General features: G+C 71.6%; 13 protein-coding genes. 9 read left to right on the top strand and 4 right to left on the bottom strand.

What is annotated here, in order from left to right; genetic code table 11:
• Positions 1 to 121: 121 nt before the first annotated feature.
• Together meaB and AB0D04_RS39055 are read right to left on the bottom strand one after the other, a co-directional pair.
• Positions 122 to 1081 (bottom strand): methylmalonyl Co-A mutase-associated GTPase MeaB, encoded by a 960-nt coding sequence (gene meaB, locus AB0D04_RS39060; RefSeq protein WP_362712163.1) that lies wholly within the window; start codon positions 1079 to 1081, stop codon positions 122 to 124.
• A 36-nt stretch (positions 1082 to 1117) separates the two neighbouring features.
• On the bottom strand, positions 1118 to 2320 hold the full coding sequence (locus AB0D04_RS39055) for an acetyl-CoA C-acetyltransferase (RefSeq protein WP_362712162.1): 1203 nt from the start codon (positions 2318 to 2320) through the stop codon (positions 1118 to 1120).
• Between the two features lie 137 nt (positions 2321 to 2457).
• Between AB0D04_RS39055 and mce the strand changes: the two genes are divergently transcribed.
• From mce to AB0D04_RS39020, 7 genes are all read left to right on the top strand, one after another.
• Entirely contained in the window at positions 2458 to 2898 is a 441-nt protein-coding gene (gene mce / locus AB0D04_RS39050; RefSeq protein ID WP_362712161.1) for a methylmalonyl-CoA epimerase, read from the top strand.
• Positions 2899 to 3106: 208 nt separating this feature from the next.
• Entirely contained in the window at positions 3107 to 7354 is a 4248-nt protein-coding gene (gene scy, locus AB0D04_RS39045) for a polarized growth protein Scy (protein ID WP_362712160.1), read from the top strand.
• Positions 7355 to 7468: 114 nt separating this feature from the next.
• Positions 7469 to 8407: a cellulose-binding protein gene (locus tag AB0D04_RS39040; RefSeq protein ID WP_362712159.1), complete on the top strand. Its 939-nt coding sequence runs from the start codon at positions 7469 to 7471 to the stop codon at positions 8405 to 8407.
• Positions 8408 to 8524: 117 nt separating this feature from the next.
• On the top strand, positions 8525 to 9538 hold the full coding sequence (locus AB0D04_RS39035; RefSeq protein WP_362712158.1) for an ATP-binding cassette domain-containing protein: 1014 nt from the start codon (positions 8525 to 8527) through the stop codon (positions 9536 to 9538).
• A gap of 3 nt (positions 9539 to 9541) precedes the next feature.
• Positions 9542 to 10315, top strand: coding sequence for an ABC transporter permease (locus AB0D04_RS39030; RefSeq protein ID WP_362712157.1), 774 nt, complete (start codon positions 9542 to 9544; stop codon positions 10313 to 10315).
• A gap of 196 nt (positions 10316 to 10511) precedes the next feature.
• On the top strand, positions 10512 to 11720 hold the full coding sequence (locus tag AB0D04_RS39025; RefSeq protein WP_362712156.1) for an ABC transporter ATP-binding protein: 1209 nt from the start codon (positions 10512 to 10514) through the stop codon (positions 11718 to 11720).
• Complete coding sequence (locus tag AB0D04_RS39020; RefSeq protein WP_362712155.1) at positions 11717 to 12976, top strand: ABC transporter permease subunit; 1260 nt, start codon at positions 11717 to 11719, stop codon at positions 12974 to 12976. The genes AB0D04_RS39025 and AB0D04_RS39020 overlap by 4 nt, the downstream gene beginning before the upstream one ends.
• 18 nt (positions 12977 to 12994) lie before the next feature.
• On the opposite strand, the gene AB0D04_RS39015 is transcribed toward AB0D04_RS39020, so the two are convergent.
• A complete protein-coding gene (locus AB0D04_RS39015; protein WP_362712154.1) occupies positions 12995 to 13312 on the bottom strand; it encodes an ATP/GTP-binding protein in 318 nt (105 codons plus the stop codon).
• Between the two features lie 188 nt (positions 13313 to 13500).
• Here AB0D04_RS39015 and AB0D04_RS39010 point away from each other — a divergent pair, with 188 nt between their 5' ends.
• A complete protein-coding gene (locus tag AB0D04_RS39010) occupies positions 13501 to 14541 on the top strand; it encodes an LLM class flavin-dependent oxidoreductase (protein WP_362712153.1) in 1041 nt (346 codons plus the stop codon).
• A 169-nt stretch (positions 14542 to 14710) separates the two neighbouring features.
• Here AB0D04_RS39010 and AB0D04_RS39005 read toward each other — a convergent pair whose 3' ends face one another.
• Complete coding sequence (locus AB0D04_RS39005; RefSeq protein ID WP_362712152.1) at positions 14711 to 15103, bottom strand: SCO5389 family protein; 393 nt, start codon at positions 15101 to 15103, stop codon at positions 14711 to 14713.
• Positions 15104 to 15354: 251 nt separating this feature from the next.
• Between AB0D04_RS39005 and nucS the strand changes: the two genes are divergently transcribed.
• Positions 15355 to 16041 (top strand): endonuclease NucS, encoded by a 687-nt coding sequence (gene nucS, locus AB0D04_RS39000; protein ID WP_362712151.1) that lies wholly within the window; start codon positions 15355 to 15357, stop codon positions 16039 to 16041.
• Positions 16042 to 16073 lie beyond the last annotated feature (32 nt).

Raw genomic sequence — 16073 nt, 5'->3', positions numbered from 1 at the left:
ACCAGAAGCGCCCGGCCCGAGGACGGACCCCCGTGCGTCCCCTCCGGCCCCCCGGCACCAACAGACCCCGCCCGCCACCAGCCCCCACCAACCCCAGCGGCACCCGCGAACGGCGGCGCCCTCAGCCCCCGTTCGTCAACCCGTCCACCAGCTCGTCCGCCGCCCGATACGGATCCGTCTCGCCGGCGACGATCCGCTCGGCCAGCGCATCCAGCCGGCGATCTCCCCGGAGATCGCCGATCCGCTCCCGCAGCGCCGTCACCGCAATCGTCTCGACCTCCCGCGCCGCCCGCACCCGGCGCCGCTGGGCGAGCGCCCCGTGCTCCTCCATCCAGGCGCGGTGCTTCTCGAGCGCCTCAACGACCTCGTCGATGCCCTCGCTGCGCGCCGCGACCGTCTTGACGATCGGCGGCCGCCAGTCGCCCGGCGCCCGCGCTTCGCCCAGCCCCAGCATGTGATTGAGCTCACGGGCGGTGGCGTCGGCGCCGTCCCGGTCGGCCTTGTTGACGACGTAGACGTCGCCGATCTCCAGGATTCCGGCCTTGGCCGCCTGGATGCCGTCGCCCATCCCGGGGGCCAGCAGCACCACGCTCGTATCGGCCTGCGAGGCGATCTCCACCTCGGACTGCCCGACGCCGACCGTCTCGACGAGGACCACGTCACAGCCGGCCGCGTCCAGGACGCGGATCGCCTGCGGGGCCGCCCAGGCCAGCCCGCCCAGATGGCCGCGGGTGGCCATGGAACGGATGTAGACGCCGGGGTCGGAGGCGTGCTCCGACATCCGGACGCGGTCGCCGAGCAGCGCGCCCCCGGAGAACGGCGAGGACGGGTCGACGGCGAGGACGCCGACCCGTTTGCCCGTCTTGCGGTAGGCCGTCACCAGCGCGGAGGTGGTGGTGGACTTCCCGACGCCGGGTGAGCCGGTCAGCCCGACCACATAGGCGTTGCCGGTGAGCGGCGCGAGTGTCGCCATCACCTCGCGCAGCTCCGGTGCCGCCCCCTCCACGAGGGAGATCAGCCGGGCCACCGCCCTCGGCCGGCCCTGCCGGGCCTGCTCCACCAGCTGCGGGACGTCCACCATTGCTGCCCGTCTCCTTCGGCTCGCTCCGTTGCGCGGTTACTTACCCGGTACGCGGATGATCAGCGCGTCGCCCTGGCCACCGCCACCGCACAGCGCGGCGGCTCCCACGCCACCGCCCCGGCGGCGCAGCTCCAGCGCGAGGTGCAGCACGATGCGGGCGCCGGACATGCCGATCGGGTGGCCCAGGGCAATCGCACCGCCGTTGACATTCACCTTTTCCGGGGATACCCCGAGGTCCTTCATTGACTGCACGGCGACCGCCGCGAACGCCTCGTTGATCTCGATCAGGTCAAGATCCCCGACGGCCAGGCCGTACTTCTTCAGGGCGTGGTTGATGGCATTGGACGGCTGCGACTGGAGCGAGTTGTCGGGGCCGGCGACATTGCCGTGCGCGCCGATCTCGGCGATCCATTCCAGGCCCAGTTCCTCGGCCTTGGCCTTGCTCATCACGACGACCGCGGCCGCGCCGTCGGAGATCTGCGAGGAGGTGCCGGCGGTGATCGTGCCGTCCTTGGCGAAGGCCGGGCGCAGCTTGCCGAGGGACTCGGTGGTGGTGTCGCCGCGGATGCCCTCGTCCTGGCTGAAGAGCACCGGGTCGCCCTTGCGCTGCGGGATCTCGACGGGGGTGATCTCGGCCGCGAAGAGGCCGTTCTTCTGGGCGGTCGCGGCGCGCTGGTGGGAGCGCGCGGCGATCTCGTCCTGCTCTGGCCGGGCGATGCCGAGGCGGGTGTTGTGCTTCTCGGTGGACTCGCCCATCGCGACGCCCTCGTAGGCGTCGGTGAGGCCGTCGTGGGCCATCGCGTCGAGCATCTCGACGGCGCCGTACTTGTAGCCCTCGCGGGACTTGGGCAGCAGGTGCGGGGCGTTGGTCATGGACTCCTGGCCGCCGGCGACGACGACGTCGAACTCGCCGGCGCGGATCAGCTGGTCGGCCAGTGCGATCGCGTCGAGGCCGGAGAGGCAGACCTTGTTGACGGTGAGCGCGGGGACGTTCATCGGGATGCCGGCCTTGATGGCGGCCTGGCGGGCCGGGATCTGGCCGGCGCCGGCCTGGAGGACCTGGCCCATGATCACGTACTGCACCTGGTCACCGCCGATGCCGGCCCGGTCGAGGGCGGCCTTGATGGCGACCGCGCCGAGGTCGGCGCCGGAGAAGGTCCGGAGGGATCCCAGGAGCCGACCCATGGGGGTGCGGGCTCCCGCCACGATGACGGAGGTGGTGCCGTTGGTTGCAGACATGCGATCCGGCCTTCCTTTGCAGGGAAGTTAACGAGGGTTCCCGTCAATGTACTGAGCGGTACGCCCGGGGTCATCGGGAAGCGGGTGTGATCGCGCGCACGTTGCGTAACCAGCCGTGAGAGCGGTGCACTGGAGCCATGCTGACGCGAATCGACCACATCGGGATCGCCTGTTTCGACCTCGACAAGACTGTCGAGTTCTACCGTGCCACGTACGGATTCGAGGTGTTCCACTCCGAGGTCAACGAGGAGCAGGGCGTCCGGGAGGCGATGCTGAAAATCAATGAGACCTCCGACGGCGGCGCCTCGTATCTCCAGCTCCTGGAGCCGACCCGGGAGGACTCCGCGGTGGGAAAGTGGCTGAAGAAGAACGGTGAAGGTGTGCATCACATCGCCTTCGGTACGGCGGATGTGGACGGGGACGCCGCGGCCGCCCGGGACAAGGGTGTGCGGGTGCTCTACGACGAGCCGCGGACCGGGTCGATGGGCTCCCGGATCACCTTCCTGCACCCCAAGGACTGTCACGGAGTGCTCACCGAACTCGTCACCGCCGCGCCGTCCTCCCCGACGGACCACTGACCTTCGCGTTCCCCGGCCGGTAGAGTGCACCTTCGGCCGGGGTACGGGAGTGGGGCTCGGTCCATACTCTGCCGATGATCTGACACCATTTCTTCGGAAGGGTCAGCTCCGATGGGCGCGAGTCCGGTACGACGTGACGTGTACGGGACGAGCATCCGCAGGACGGAGTCGGCCGCCACCATGACCAGGGGACGGATGGGACCGCGCAGTGCGGGGCAACGACCGCTACGAGGCTGACGACCACCTCTCGCAGTTCGAGGCCGAGATGGAGCGGCTGAAGACCGAGCGGGACAAGGCCGTCCAGCACGCCGACGACCTCGGCTATCAGGTCGAGGTGTTGCGCGCCAAGCTGCATGAGGCGCGCCGCAATCTCGCGACCCGCCCTGCCTACGACAACATCAGCCACCAGGCCGAACAGCTGCTGCGCAATGCGCAGATCCAGGCGGACCAGCTGCGGACGGACGCGGAGCGGGAGCTGCGCGACGCGCGGGCGCAGACCCAGCGGCTGCTCCAGGAGCAGGCCGAGCGGCAGTCCCGGCTGGAGTCCGAGCTGCATGCCGAGGCGGTCACCCGCCGGCAGCGGCTCGATGAAGAGCTCAATGAGCGCCGGCAGACCGTCGAGTCGCATGTCAACGAGAACGTCGCCTGGGCCGAACAGCTGCGGGCCCGTACCGAGTCGCAGGCCCGCCGCCTCATGGAGGAGTCCCGGGCGGAGGCCGAGCAGGCGCTGGCGGCCGCGCGGGCCGAGGCACAGCGGCTGGCCGAGCAGGCCCGCGAGCGCCTTGACTCGTCGGCGGAGGATGCGCGCGCCGAAGCGGAATCCATCCTGCGCCGGGCGCGGACGGACGCCGAGCGGCTGCTGAATGCGGCCTCCAACCAGGCCCAGGACGCCACCGATCAGGCCGAGCAGCTGCGGACGACGGCCGGTACGGAGTCGGAGGAGGCGCGCCGTCAGGCGGCCGAGCTGACCCGTACGGCCGAGGCGCGGATCCAGGAGGCGGACGCGGCGCTGCGCGAGGCGCGCGCCGAGGCGGAGAAGCTCGTCGAGGAGGCCCAGCAGGCCGCGGGCAAGCGGCTGTCGGCCACCGAGTCGGAGAACGAGCAGCGCACCCGTACGGCCAAGGCGGAGATCGCGCGGCTGGTCGGGGAGGCCACCAAGGAGGCCGAGGCGCTCAAGGCCGAGGCCGAGCAACTGCGCGCGGATGCCCGTACGGAGACCGAGCGGCTGATCGCCGAGGCGCAGGAGACCGCGCGGTCGAAGGTGGCGGAGGACTCCGCGGCGCAGCTGGCGAAGGCGGCGCGGACGGCCGAGGAGGTGCTGACCAAGGCGTCCGAGGATGCCAAGGCCACCACCAGGGCTGCGGCCGAGGAGGCCGAACGGCTGCGCAGCGAGGCCGAGTCCGAGGCGGACCGGCTGCGCGAGGAGGCGCACGACACGGCGGCGCAGCTCAAGGGCGCGGCGAAGGACGACACGAAGGAGTACCGCGCCAAGACCGTCGAACTCCAGGAGGAGGCACGGCGGCTGCGCGGCGAGGCGGAGCAGCTGCGGGCGGACGCGGTCGCCGAGGGCGAGCGGATCCGCAGCGAGGCCCGCCGGGAGGCCGTGGGGCAGATCGAGGAGGCGGCCGGGTCCGCCGAGGAGCTGCTGGGCAAGGCCAAGGCCGATGCGGAGGAGACCCGTTCGGGTGCCGTCGCGGAGAGCGAGCGGGTCCGGACCGAGGCCATCGAGCGGGCGTCGGCGCTGCGTCGGCAGGCCGAGGAGGCGCTGGAGCGGGCGCGTGCGGAGGCCGAGCAGCTGCTGCTGGAGGGCACCCAGGCCGCCGAGACGCTGACCACGACGGCCGAGGACAGCGCCCGGGAGCTGCGCGCGGAGGCCGAGCGGGCCGCGGAGGAGAAGCGGTCCGAGGCGCAGGGCGAGCTGGACCGGCTGCACGCCGAGGCGGCGGGCAGGGTCACCGCCGCCGAGGACGAGCTGCGCGATGCGCGCACGGAGGCCGAGCGGCTGCGCCGGGAGACGCAGGAGGAGGCGGCCCGGCTCAAGGCCGAGGCCGCCGACCGGCGCCGCGCGTTGCAGCAGGAGGCCGAGGAGGAGGCCGAGCGGCTGCGCGCCGAGGCGGCCTCGGATGCGTCGGCGGCGCGTTCCGAGAGCGAGGCGGTGGCCGTACGGCTGCGCAGCGAGGCGGCGGCCGAGGCGGAGCGGCTCAAGGCGGAGGCGCAGGAGACCGCGGACCGGGTGCGCGCGGAGGCGGCGGCGGCCGCGGAGCGTACGGGTACGGAGGCGGCGCAGGCGCTGGCGGAGGCCCAGGAGGAGGCCGCGCGGCGGCGCCGGGAGGCCGAGCAGCTGCTGGGTGAGGCCCGTGAGGAGGCCCACCAGGAGCGCACCGCGGCGCGGGAGCAGTCCGAGGAGCTGCTGGCGTCGGCCCGTACGCGGGTGAGCGAGGCGCAGGCGGAGGCGGAGCGGCTGGTCGAGGAGGCGGACCGGCGCGCGGGCGAGCTGGTCGCGGCGGCCGAGCAGACCGCGCAGCAGGTACGGGACGCGGTCGCGGATCTGCACGAGCAGGCCGAGCAGGAGATCGCCGGGCTGCGGTCGACGGCCGAGCATGTCGCGGAGCGTACGAAGTCGGAGGCGCAGGAGGAGGCGGACCGGGTCCGCAAGGACGCCTACGACGAGCGGGAGCGCGCCTCGGAGGACGCGGCGCGAGTGCGGCGCGAGGCGCAGGAGGCGTCCGAGGCCGCGAGGTCGCTTGCGGAGCGGACGGTTTCCGAGGCCCTCGAGGAGGGCGAGCGGCTGCGTACGGAGGCGGCCGGCGTTCTGGACGAGGCGCGGCGGGACGCCAACGCGGCGCGGTCGGAGGCGGCGGAGCAGGCCGACCGGCTGGTGTCGGAGGCGAGTGCGCAGGCCGCGAAGCTGGTCGGGGACGCGACGGCGAAGGCGCAGCAGCTGCGGACGGAGGCGGCGGATGCGCTGGCGGCCGGTGAGCAGGATGCGGCGCGGGCCCGTGCGGAGGCACGGGACGATGCGAACCGGATGCGGTCGGACGCCGCCGGGCAGGCCGATGCGCTGATCGCCGAGGCGCGGTCGGAGGCCGAACGGATCGTCACCGAGGCCACCGAGCTGACGTCTTCGGCGCAGGACGATGCGAACCGGATGGTCCGGGAGGCCCAGCAGGCCGCCGACCGACTGCGCGCGGAGGGCGAGCAGCAGGCGCACCTCATGGTCACCGAGGCGTCCGAGACCGCGGAGCGGCTGCGGACGGAGGCGGCCGAGGCGCTGGAGACGGCGCGGACGGATGCTCAGCAGACGGGCGACGAGGCGCGCAAGGCGGCCAACAAGACGCGGTCGGACGCCGCGCAGCAGGCCGACGAGCTGATGTCGGAGGCCGGTACGGAGGCCGAGCGGCTGCGCGCGGAGGCGGCGGAGACCACCGCCACCGCCGAGCGCGACGCGGACTGTACCCGGGCCGATGCCCGCGAGCAGGCGGACCGGATGCTTGCCGCGGCCACCGCGGAGGCGGACCGGATGCGGGCGGACGCGGCCGAAACGGTCACCGCGGCGCAGGAGCACGCCAATCGCACCCGTAACGAATCCGCCAAGGTCAAGGAGGACGCCGAGGCCGAGTCGGAGCGGCTGCGGACGGAGGCCCAGCAGGAGGCGGACCGGTTGCTGGACGAGGCCCGCAAGGGTGCCGCCAAGCGGCGCGGGGACGCCGCCGAGCAGGCCGATCAGCTCATTGCCAAGGCGCAGGAGGAGGCGCTCAAGACGGCCACCGCGGCGGAGGAGCAGTCCGACACGATGGTCGGGGCGGCCCGTAAGGAGGCCGACCGGCTCGTCACGGAGGCGACGTCCGAGGGCAACGCGCGGGTCGAGAAGGCCCGTACGGATGCCAACACCCTGCTGGAGGAGGCCCGCGGGGACGCCACCGCCATACGGGAGCGTGCTGAGGAGCTGCGGGCCCGGGTCGAGGGTGAGGTCGAGGAGCTGCACGACCGGGCGCGCCGGGAGTCGGCGGAGGCGATGAAGAACGCCGGCGAGCGGGTCGACAAGCTCATTGCGCAGGCCACCGAGCAGCAGGTGGAGGCGAAGGAGAAGGCCGACCAGCTGCTGTCGGACGCGAACAGTGAGGCGAGCAAGGTCCGGATCTCGGCGGTGAAGAAGGCCGAGGGTCTGATCAAGGAGGCCCAGAACAAGCGGGCCGAGGCGGAGCGCAACGCGGAGCGGATGCGTAGCGAGGCGGAGGCCGAGGCCGGCCGTATCGTGGACGAAGGCAAGCGTGAGCTGGAGGTCCTGGTGCGCCGGCGGGAGGACATCAACGCCGAAATCTCCCGCGTTCAGGATGTTTTGGAGGCGCTGGAGTCCTTTGAGCTGCCGACGGGCGGTGCGGAGGGCAAGGGCGCCGTCAAGACGGCTGCTGGGGCCGGTGCAACTCGTTCGAGTGGCAAGCCGTCTGAAGGGTAGCCACTCGAACGAGGGGTCATTCTCCATTCCAAACGCGCAACGACTCGATGACACGCCGTTAAGACCCCTAGGATTCCCCTTATCACCTCACCGGTCTCTTTCGACAGGAACCCCATGAGCGACACATCCTCCCCCTTCGGCTTCGAGCTCGTGCGGCGTGGGTACGACCGCGGTCAGGTGGACGACCGCATTACCAAGCTCGTCGCTGACCGCGACAGTGCGCTGGGCCGCATCACGTCGCTGGAAAAGCGGATCGAGGAGCTGCACCTCGAGACGCAGAACGCCCAGGCTCAGGTCAACGACGCCGAACCGTCCTACGCAGGCCTCGGTGCACGCGTCGAGAAGATCCTCCGTCTCGCCGAGGAGGAGGCCAAGGACCTGCGCGAGGAGGCCCGCCGGGCCGCCGAGCAGCACCGCGAGCTGGCCGAGTCGGCCGCCCAGCAGGTTCGTAACGACGCCGAGTCGTTCGCCGCCGAGCGCAAGGCGAAGGCCGAGGACGAGGGCGCCCGGATCGTCGAGAAGGCCAAGGGCGAGGCGGCCACGCTGCGTTCCGAGGCGCAGAAGGACGCGCAGTCCAAGCGCGAGGAAGCCGACTCCCTCTTCGAGGAGACCCGCGCCAAGGCCGCCCAGGCCGCCGCGGACTTCGAGACGAACCTGGCCAAGCGCCGCGAGCAGTCCGAGCGCGACCTGGCCTCGCGTCAGGCCAAGGCCGAGAAGCGTCTCGCGGAGATCGAGCACCGCGCCGAGCAGCTCCGTCTGGAGGCCGAGAAGCTGCGCACCGACGCCGAGCGCCGTGCCCGCCAGACCGTCGAGACGGCCCAGCGCCAGGCCGAGGACATTGTGGCCGACGCCAATGCCAAGGCCGACCGGATCCGCAGCGAATCGGAGCGCGAGCTGGCGGCGCTGACCAACCGCCGCGACTCCATCAACGCGCAGCTGACCAACGTCCGCGAGATGCTGGCGACGCTGACCGGCGCGGCGGTCGCCGCGGCCGGCGCGCCCGGCGACGAGGAGCCCATCTCCCGCGGCGTCCCCGCCCAGCAGACCCGCTGACGGCCGTACGGCTGTTTCCCGCGCCCTCGTACCGCCGCGTGGCGGTGCGGGGGCGCGGCGGCGTGTCGGGGCGGCTCCCGGTGGCGAGGGCCCCGGGGCGCCCTTAGCGTGCTGTACATGATCGAGCTCGAGGGGCTGACGAAGCATTACGGCGACAAGGTGGCGGTGGACCACCTCACGTGTACGGTGCGGCCCGGCATCGTCACCGGCTTCCTCGGCCCGAACGGCGCGGGCAAGTCCACGACCATGCGGATGATGCTCGATCTGGACAATCCGACCGAGGGCACGGTCCGTATCGACGGCAAGCACTACCGCCAGTTGCGGGATCCGCTGACCTGTATCGGCGCCCTGCTGGACGCGAAGGCAACACACGGCGGCCGGAGCGCGTACCATCATCTGCTCTGTCTGGCGCAGAGCAACGGCATTGGGCGCAGCCGGGTCGCCGAGGTGCTGGACGCCGTGGGGCTGAGTTCGGTCGCGGGGAAGCGCTCGAAGGGCTTCTCGCTCGGCATGGGCCAGCGGCTGGGCATCGCGGCGGCGCTGCTGGGCGATCCGGAGATCCTGATGTTCGACGAGCCGGTCAACGGTCTCGATCCCGAGGGCATCCACTGGATCCGCAACATGATGAAGAACCTCGCAGCTCAGGGCCGTACGGTTTTTGTCTCCTCGCACCTGATGAGCGAAATGGCACTCACCGCCGACCATTTGATCGTGATCGGCCAGGGCCGCCTGATGGCGGACACCTCGATGGCGGATTTCATTCACAAGAACTCGCGCTCCTACGTCCGGATCCGCTCCCCCGAGCAGGAGATGCTGCTGGATGTGCTGCACGCCGAGGGCATCAGCGCGGTGGCGGTCGGCAACGGCTCGCTGGAGATCGACGGGGTGCCGGCCGCCCGGCTGGGCGAGATGGCCGCCCGGAACCGGCTCGTCCTGCACGAGCTGAGCCCCCAGCAGGCGTCGCTGGAAGAGGCATTCATGCAGCTCACCGCCGAGTCCGTGGAGTATCACGGGCACGAGGACCGGCCGGCCGCGGTGCGTCCGGGACTGCCGCCGCTGGACGGCATGCCGGTACAGCCGGAGGGCTGGGGCGCGGACTGGGAGAAGCACCGGCAGAGGAAGGGGGGCTGACCGATGGCGGTGGTCGCGCAGGTACTGCGCTCGGAGTGGACCAAGATCAGGTCGGTACGGTCGACGGTGTGGACGCTGGGCACGGCCGTCGTGGTCACCATCGCCCTGGGCGTGCTGATCTGCATCCTGGCCCGGAACGACTTCACGGCCATGTCGGCCAACCCCCGGGTCACCTTCGACCCCACCAACATCAGCTTCGCCGGGATGGGCCTGGGCCAGCTCGCCATGATCGTCTTCGGGGTGCTGGTGGTCTCCAACGAGTACAGCACCGGCATGATCCGCGCCTCGCTCGCCGCCGTACCGCAACGCGGCACCTTCCTCTTCTGCAAGCTGCTGGTGGCCACCGCGCTGGTCTTCGTCGTCGGCCTGGCAACGAGCTTTATGACGTTCTTCGCAGGCCAGGCGGCACTGGGCGATCACCGGGCACAGATCGGCGACCCCGGGGTACTGCGCGCCGTGATCGGCGGCGGCCTCTACATGACGCTCATCGCGCTGTTCTCCATGGGCGTGGCCGCGATGCTGCGCAGCCCGATGCTCTCGCTGGGCGTCCTCATGCCCTTCTTCTTTTTGATCTCCAACATCCTGGGCAATGTCTCGGCCACCCGGAAACTCGGCCGCTACCTCCCCGACCAGGCCGGCCAAAAAATCATGCAGGTCGTCCCCCGGACCGCCGAGGACGTGCCGTACGGCCCCTGGGGCGGCCTGGGCATCATGATCGTCTGGACGCTCGCGGCACTGGCGGGCGGCTTCGTACTCCTCAAAAAGCGCGACGCGTAACCACCGCGCCCGGCACCGCCTCCGGACGGCCCCGCACGGCGGCACCGGCCCGTCGTAGGTGCGGAGGCACCGGCCCGCCGCACATGGGGGAGGCGGCAGGGCGCACGGAATTGACGGGAACCGTCAACACCCCGATAGCCTCATAACTCTCACGGGGGCACACGCACGGCCCCGACCATCTCGCGAGGGGCGGAGCATGATCGAGGCAGTCGGCCTGACGAAGCGCTACGGCGCCAAGACGGCCGTACACAACCTGTCGTTCCAGGTACGGCCGGGTACCGTCACCGGCTTCCTGGGGCCCAACGGCTCCGGCAAGTCGACAACGATGCGGATGATTCTGGGGCTGGACACCCCCACCTCGGGGCACGCCACCATCGCCGGCCGCCCCTTCCGCAAGCTGCCCAACGCACCGCGCCAGGTCGGCGCCCTGCTCGACGCCAAGGCCGTACACGGCGGCCGCAGCGCGCGCCAGCACCTGCTGAGCCTCGCCCAGCTCTCCGGCATCCCGGCCCGGCGGGTCGACGAGGTGCTCGGTGTGGTCGGCCTCCAGCAGGTCGCCTCGCGCCGTTCCAAGGGCTTCTCGCTCGGTATGGGCCAGCGGCTGGGCATCGCCGCGGCGCTGCTCGGCGATCCGCAGGTGCTGCTCTTCGACGAGCCGGTCAACGGTCTCGACCCCGAGGGCATCCTGTGGGTGCGCAATCTGATGAAGCAGCTGGCCTCCGAGGGCCGTACGGTCTTTGTCTCCTCGCACCTGATGAGCGAGATGGCGCTCACCGCGGAGCACTTGATCGTCATCGGCCGTGGACAGCTGATGTCCGATATGACGGTCAAGGACTTCATCTCGGCCAACTCCGCCGATTTCGCCCGGGTGCGTACCCCGGACACCGAGCCCGAGCAGCGCGAGAAGCTGACCGCCGCGCTCGGTGAGGCGGGCGGGCAGGTCACGCCGGAGGCGGACGGGGCGCTGAAGGTGACCGGACTGCCGCTCCCCCGGATCAGCGATCTCGCGCACGAGGCCGATGTCCGGCTGTGGGAGCTGTCGCCGCACCAGGCCTCCCTGGAGGAGGCGTACATGCGGCTCACCCAGGGCGCCGTGGACTACCGCTCGACGACCGACCAGCGGTCGGGCCTGCAGCAGCAGATGCCTGCCGGATATGCGCCTGGCCAGGGCCAGCCGAACCCCTACGCCGCGCAGGGCCCGTACGCGCAGCAGGCGCCCGCCGCTCCGGGGCCGGGTTACCCGCCCCCGGGGCAGCCTGCGGGTCACCCGTACGGGTCACCCGAGCAGTACGGCGCACCCAACCCTTACGGGCAGCAGCCGCAGCACGCCGCGCCCATGCCGCCGGCCGCCGCTCAGCCCGCCCCCGCCGCCATGCCCATGCCGCAGAACGAGGACGCCCGATGACCAGCCCTCAGCAGCCGCAGCCCCAGCCGCAGCCTGAGCGGGGACCGCACGAGACCGGCGCGCACCAGCAGCCGACACCGGCGGCGCCGCCGATGCCGCCGGCCGCGCCGCCGGCGGCCGTGCCCCAGCCGGAGCAGCAGGCCCAGCAGCCCGCGCCGGGCCCCGGGCTCGCCAAGGAATCCGGCACGATGATGCTCCAGGCGCAGCAGCCGCCGGAGCAGCCCGCGCCCGCGCCCGCCCAAGAGGCCGGCACGATGATGCTCCAGGCCCAGTCGCTCCCCCAGGCCCCGCCGCAGCCTCAGCCGCTCGCGGCGCACGGCCCCGGCAGGGACGCGGGCACGATGATGCTCCAGGCCCAGACCGCCCCGGGGCCCCAGGCGCAGCAGGCCCCGGTGCCCCCGCAGGCCCATCCCCAGCAGCAGCCGCAGCAGGCACCCCACTGGCAGGCCGGTCAGGCGGGTCAGGCGGGTTACGTCTCACCGATCCCGGTGAACAACACCCACCTCGGTCACGCCCTGGCCTCCGAGTGGACGAAGATCCGCTCGGTGCGCTCGACGCTCTGGACGCTGGGCGTGATGGTCCTGCTGTTCGTCGGCATCGATGTGCTGATCGCCGGCCTGCTGTCCGCCTCCGGCCACGCGGTCGGCAACAAGCTGGCGTTCTCGTTCATCGGCCTCCTGCTGGGCACCTTGTGCATCATTCCCCTTGGCGTCCTGGTCATCTCCTCCGAGTACGGGACGGGGATGATCCGTACGACCATGACCGCCTGCCCCAGCCGGGCGCGGGTGCTCACCGCCAAGGCGGCCGTCTTCTTCCTGCTGTCCTTCGTCGTCACGACGCTCGCCGCCGCCGTGGTCACGCTGCTCTCCACGGCCGTGCTGGACGGCCGTGAACCGACGGCCGATCAGTGGCTGCGCGCCACCGTGGGCGATGGTCTGTATGTGTCGCTGCTCGGCCTGCTGGCGCTGGCGGTCGGCTCGCTGCTGCGGCATTCCGCGGGTGCGATCAGCGCGATGCTCGGGCTGGTGCTGCTGCCGATGCTGCTGGCGATGTTCATGGCCGTCTCGGACAGCCTCAGGGACATCGCCACGGCACTGATCAACTACTCGGTCCCCAACTCACTGGCGGTCCTCCACGACGCCCCGTTCTTCAGGGGCTCCGGCCCGGAGGGCTGGACGCCGGTGCTGATCCTCGCCGGGGTCACCGCCGCCGCCCTGGCCGCCGCCTTCGCCGTCCAGGAGAAGCGCGACGTCTAAAGGGGACGCTCAGGACGCTCAGTACCTGGGCGCATTACGGGACCGCTGGAGCCGCGCGCTCCGGCGGTCCCGTGCGTTCCAGCACGCCTTGTGCCAGTGCCGGCGGTCGTCGACATCGCCGTGCTGCGGCCAGGCGACGACATGCGGCATTCCGGGCGGGATCTCCTGGTCGCAGCCGGGGCAGCGGTAGTGCTTGGCCGCTCCGGAGCCGCCCACCTGCCGTACGACCCAGTCCTCGCCGCGCCACTCCTCGGTCGTTTCCAGGCCGTAACGGTCACCGCCCGTGCGGTCGATGGGGTTCGCACCGCCGCGCTGGCGGTTTCGACGCGGGGACACTGAGCACCTCGGGGAATCTGCGGGGTCACGGGTTGTCACCAGCGTACGCGGCCCGGTCACGGGCGGAACCCGCCCGGCAAGTTTCTGCGATCATCGGGAAATTTCGCGTCAGGCCGTGCCCTTGGCACGTGTCAGACGTTGTTGCCTGTAAGGGGGAGGCCGCGTCGGCTGCGAGGAGGCAGAGAGCGATGCGCGTTGGGGCTTTCATCCTGGCCGCTCAATTTCCCGGCCAGGGACAGGGGGAAGCACTGCACCGCGCGGTGCGCTCCGCGGAGGTCGCGGAGGAGGCCGGGCTCGCCGATGTCTGGCTGGCGGAACACCACTTCGTGCCGTACGGCGTGTGCCCGAATGCGGTCACACTGGCCGCGCTGCTGCTGGGCCGCACCCGCCGGATCGGGGTCGGTACGGCGGTGAGTGTGCTGCCGACCCAGCATCCGGTGACGCTCGGCGAGCAGGCGGCGCTGCTGCATCTCACCTCCGAGGGGCGGTTCACGCTCGGCGTCGGCCGGGGCGGGCCCTGGGTGGATCTCGAGGTCTTCGGCGCCGGGCTCGCCGCGTACGACCACGGCTTCGCTGAGTCGCTCGATCTGCTGCTGCGCTGGCTGCGCGAGCCACGGGTCGGCGCGGCGGGCGAGCGCTATGCATTCCGGGAGGTGGCGGTCGTACCGCGGCCCGACGAGGCACTGACCGATCCGGACGACACCGTGTCCGGGCCGCCCGTGGTGGTCGCCTGCACCTCGCCCGCGTCCGTACGGCTGGCCGCCGAGCGCGGGCTGCCGATGCTCCTCGGTATGCACTGCGACGACGAGGAGAAGGCGGACATGGTCGCGCTGTGGCGGTCGGCGGCGCTGGCGGCCGGCCGGGACGGCGACGAGGTGGCCGCGGCCGGGCATGTGTCGGCGGGCGTGGTGCAGATCGCCGACGCCCGCCGGGACGCCGAGGAGACGCTGACGAAGGCGATGCCCGGCTGGCTGCGGCAGGGCCTGGGCGCGCATGTCACGGTCGACGGCCGCTATCGCGCCATGCGGGATCCGCTGGCGTATACGGAGCTGCTGTGCGGGCTGCATCCGGTCGGCCCGCCGCGACTGTGTGCGGACCGGCTGGCGGCGTCGGCGGAGCGTACGGGCATCAAGCGGTTCGCGCTGCTCGCCGAGGGCTCCGGCGATCTTGCCGCCACCGAGGAGAACGTCCGGCGGCTCGGTGCGGAGGTCCTGCCGCAGCTGGCCTGACTCCGCCGGACGGGGCGGAGCGGCGCGCGGTGTTCCCCGGTTCTGGGGTGCTGCGGTCATGCGATGCGCCGTACTTCCGGGGAGGTCATGCCGTCGGCCGGTGGTGCTGCCGCTGGCGCGTGGGCACGGTGGGTGCCTCCCGCGTGGTGCGCAGCGGCAGCAACTCCGATCAGCAGTCGCGCAGTTCCGGCGACTGGTTCAGCAGCTGACCCCGGATCGAGGTGAATTTGGCCAGGCGGCCGTCCACGGCCGGGTCGAGCGGGAAGACCGCGACCCGGTGGCAGTTCTGAAAAGCGAGGCGCACACCGAAGTGGCGCTCCAGCGAACCGCGGATGGCGTCACTCGCCAGTGCGCGCAGCAGCTGGCCGCGCGCCTGCTCGTCCGGCGGCGGCGTCTGGTTGTCGGCGAACTGACCGCCGTCCACCTTCAGCTGGGCCACCAGAGAGCTGATCATCCCCCATGCGTAGGGGAGGGAGTTCCGGACGCAGTCGACAAAAGCGGCTTCGTCGACCTCGCCTCGCTCGGCCTGTTCGAGGAGGGCCGGTGAGACGTCGAGCGACATGAGGTTCTCCTCTCGCGGCCCCGCCGGGACGGACGGGGCCTCAGGGATGGGACTCGGGGTTTCGCGACACAGCGTGTTCGCCTCACGACCCCCTGCTTCAACGGTATGCCGCGCAAGAGGCACGCACCAGGAGATTGCACATACAACCGGCCATTGGTGAGCGCCGGGGGTGCGGGGATTTCCCCCGTAAAGAGACCGTGGCGCAAGGGCGAATCGCGCGGGCGGCCCCCGGTCGAGTAGCGTTTCGCACCATGCGTCTCGTCATCGCCCGCTGCTCCGTGGACTACGCCGGCCGGCTCACTGCCCACCTCCCCTCGGCCCCCCGCCTCATCCTCGTGAAAGCGGACGGCTCCGTCTCCATTCACGCGGACGACCGGGCCTACAAACCCCTCAACTGGATGTCCCCGCCCTGTTCCCTCAAGGAGGGGGACGGCGATGTGTGGACGGTGGAGAACAAGGGTGGCGAGAAGCTCATCATCACCCTGGAGGAGGTCCTGCACGACTCCTCGCACGAGCTCGGTGTCGACCCCGGCCTCATCAAGGACGGTGTGGAGGCCCACCTTCAGGAACTGCTCGCCGACCGGATCGAGACGCTCGGCGAGGGCTACTCCCTGATTCGGCGTGAATACCCCACTGCCATTGGCCCCGTGGATATCTTGTGCCGGGACGCGGACGGCCAGACCGTGGCCGTGGAGATCAAGCGGCGGGGCGAGATCGACGGTGTCGAGCAGCTGACGCGCTATCTCGAACTCCTCAACCGTGACCCGCACTTGGCGCCCGTCAAGGGCATCTTCGCAGCTCAGGAGATCAAGCCGCAGGCGCGGGTGCTGGCCACGGACCGTGGCATCGGCTGCGTGGTCCTGGACTACGACGGCCTGCGCGGCATCGAGGACGACAAGCTGCGCTCGGGGCCCTGGAGCCGCCGTCGGCGGGCGTGAGCACCAGCGAGCCGGCCTCGCCCTTGGTGAGG

The organism is Streptomyces sp. NPDC048483, from assembly GCF_040651455.1.
GTDB lineage: Bacteria > Actinomycetota > Actinomycetes > Streptomycetales > Streptomycetaceae > Streptomyces.
This window is presented reverse-complemented; position numbering and strand designations above follow the sequence as displayed.

Bases quoted from the DNA above. Each gene is read 5' to 3' on its own strand.
- AB0D04_RS39035 (WP_362712158.1), top strand. From the start codon at position 8,525: ATGATCGAGCTCGAGGGGCTGACGAAGCATTACGGCGACAAGGTGGCG.
- AB0D04_RS39040 (WP_362712159.1), top strand. From the start codon at position 7,469: ATGAGCGACACATCCTCCCCCTTCGGCTTCGAGCTCGTGCGGCGTGGG.
- AB0D04_RS39055 (WP_362712162.1), bottom strand. From the start codon at position 2,320: ATGTCTGCAACCAACGGCACCACCTCCGTCATCGTGGCGGGAGCCCGC.
- meaB (WP_362712163.1), bottom strand. From the start codon at position 1,081: ATGGTGGACGTCCCGCAGCTGGTGGAGCAGGCCCGGCAGGGCCGGCCG.
- AB0D04_RS39025 (WP_362712156.1), top strand. From the start codon at position 10,512: ATGATCGAGGCAGTCGGCCTGACGAAGCGCTACGGCGCCAAGACGGCC.
- mce (WP_362712161.1), top strand. From the start codon at position 2,458: ATGCTGACGCGAATCGACCACATCGGGATCGCCTGTTTCGACCTCGAC.
- AB0D04_RS39005 (WP_362712152.1), bottom strand. From the start codon at position 15,103: ATGTCGCTCGACGTCTCACCGGCCCTCCTCGAACAGGCCGAGCGAGGC.
- nucS (WP_362712151.1), top strand. From the start codon at position 15,355: ATGCGTCTCGTCATCGCCCGCTGCTCCGTGGACTACGCCGGCCGGCTC.
- AB0D04_RS39010 (WP_362712153.1), top strand. From the start codon at position 13,501: ATGCGCGTTGGGGCTTTCATCCTGGCCGCTCAATTTCCCGGCCAGGGA.
- AB0D04_RS39020 (WP_362712155.1), top strand. From the start codon at position 11,717: ATGACCAGCCCTCAGCAGCCGCAGCCCCAGCCGCAGCCTGAGCGGGGA.
- AB0D04_RS39030 (WP_362712157.1), top strand. From the start codon at position 9,542: ATGGCGGTGGTCGCGCAGGTACTGCGCTCGGAGTGGACCAAGATCAGG.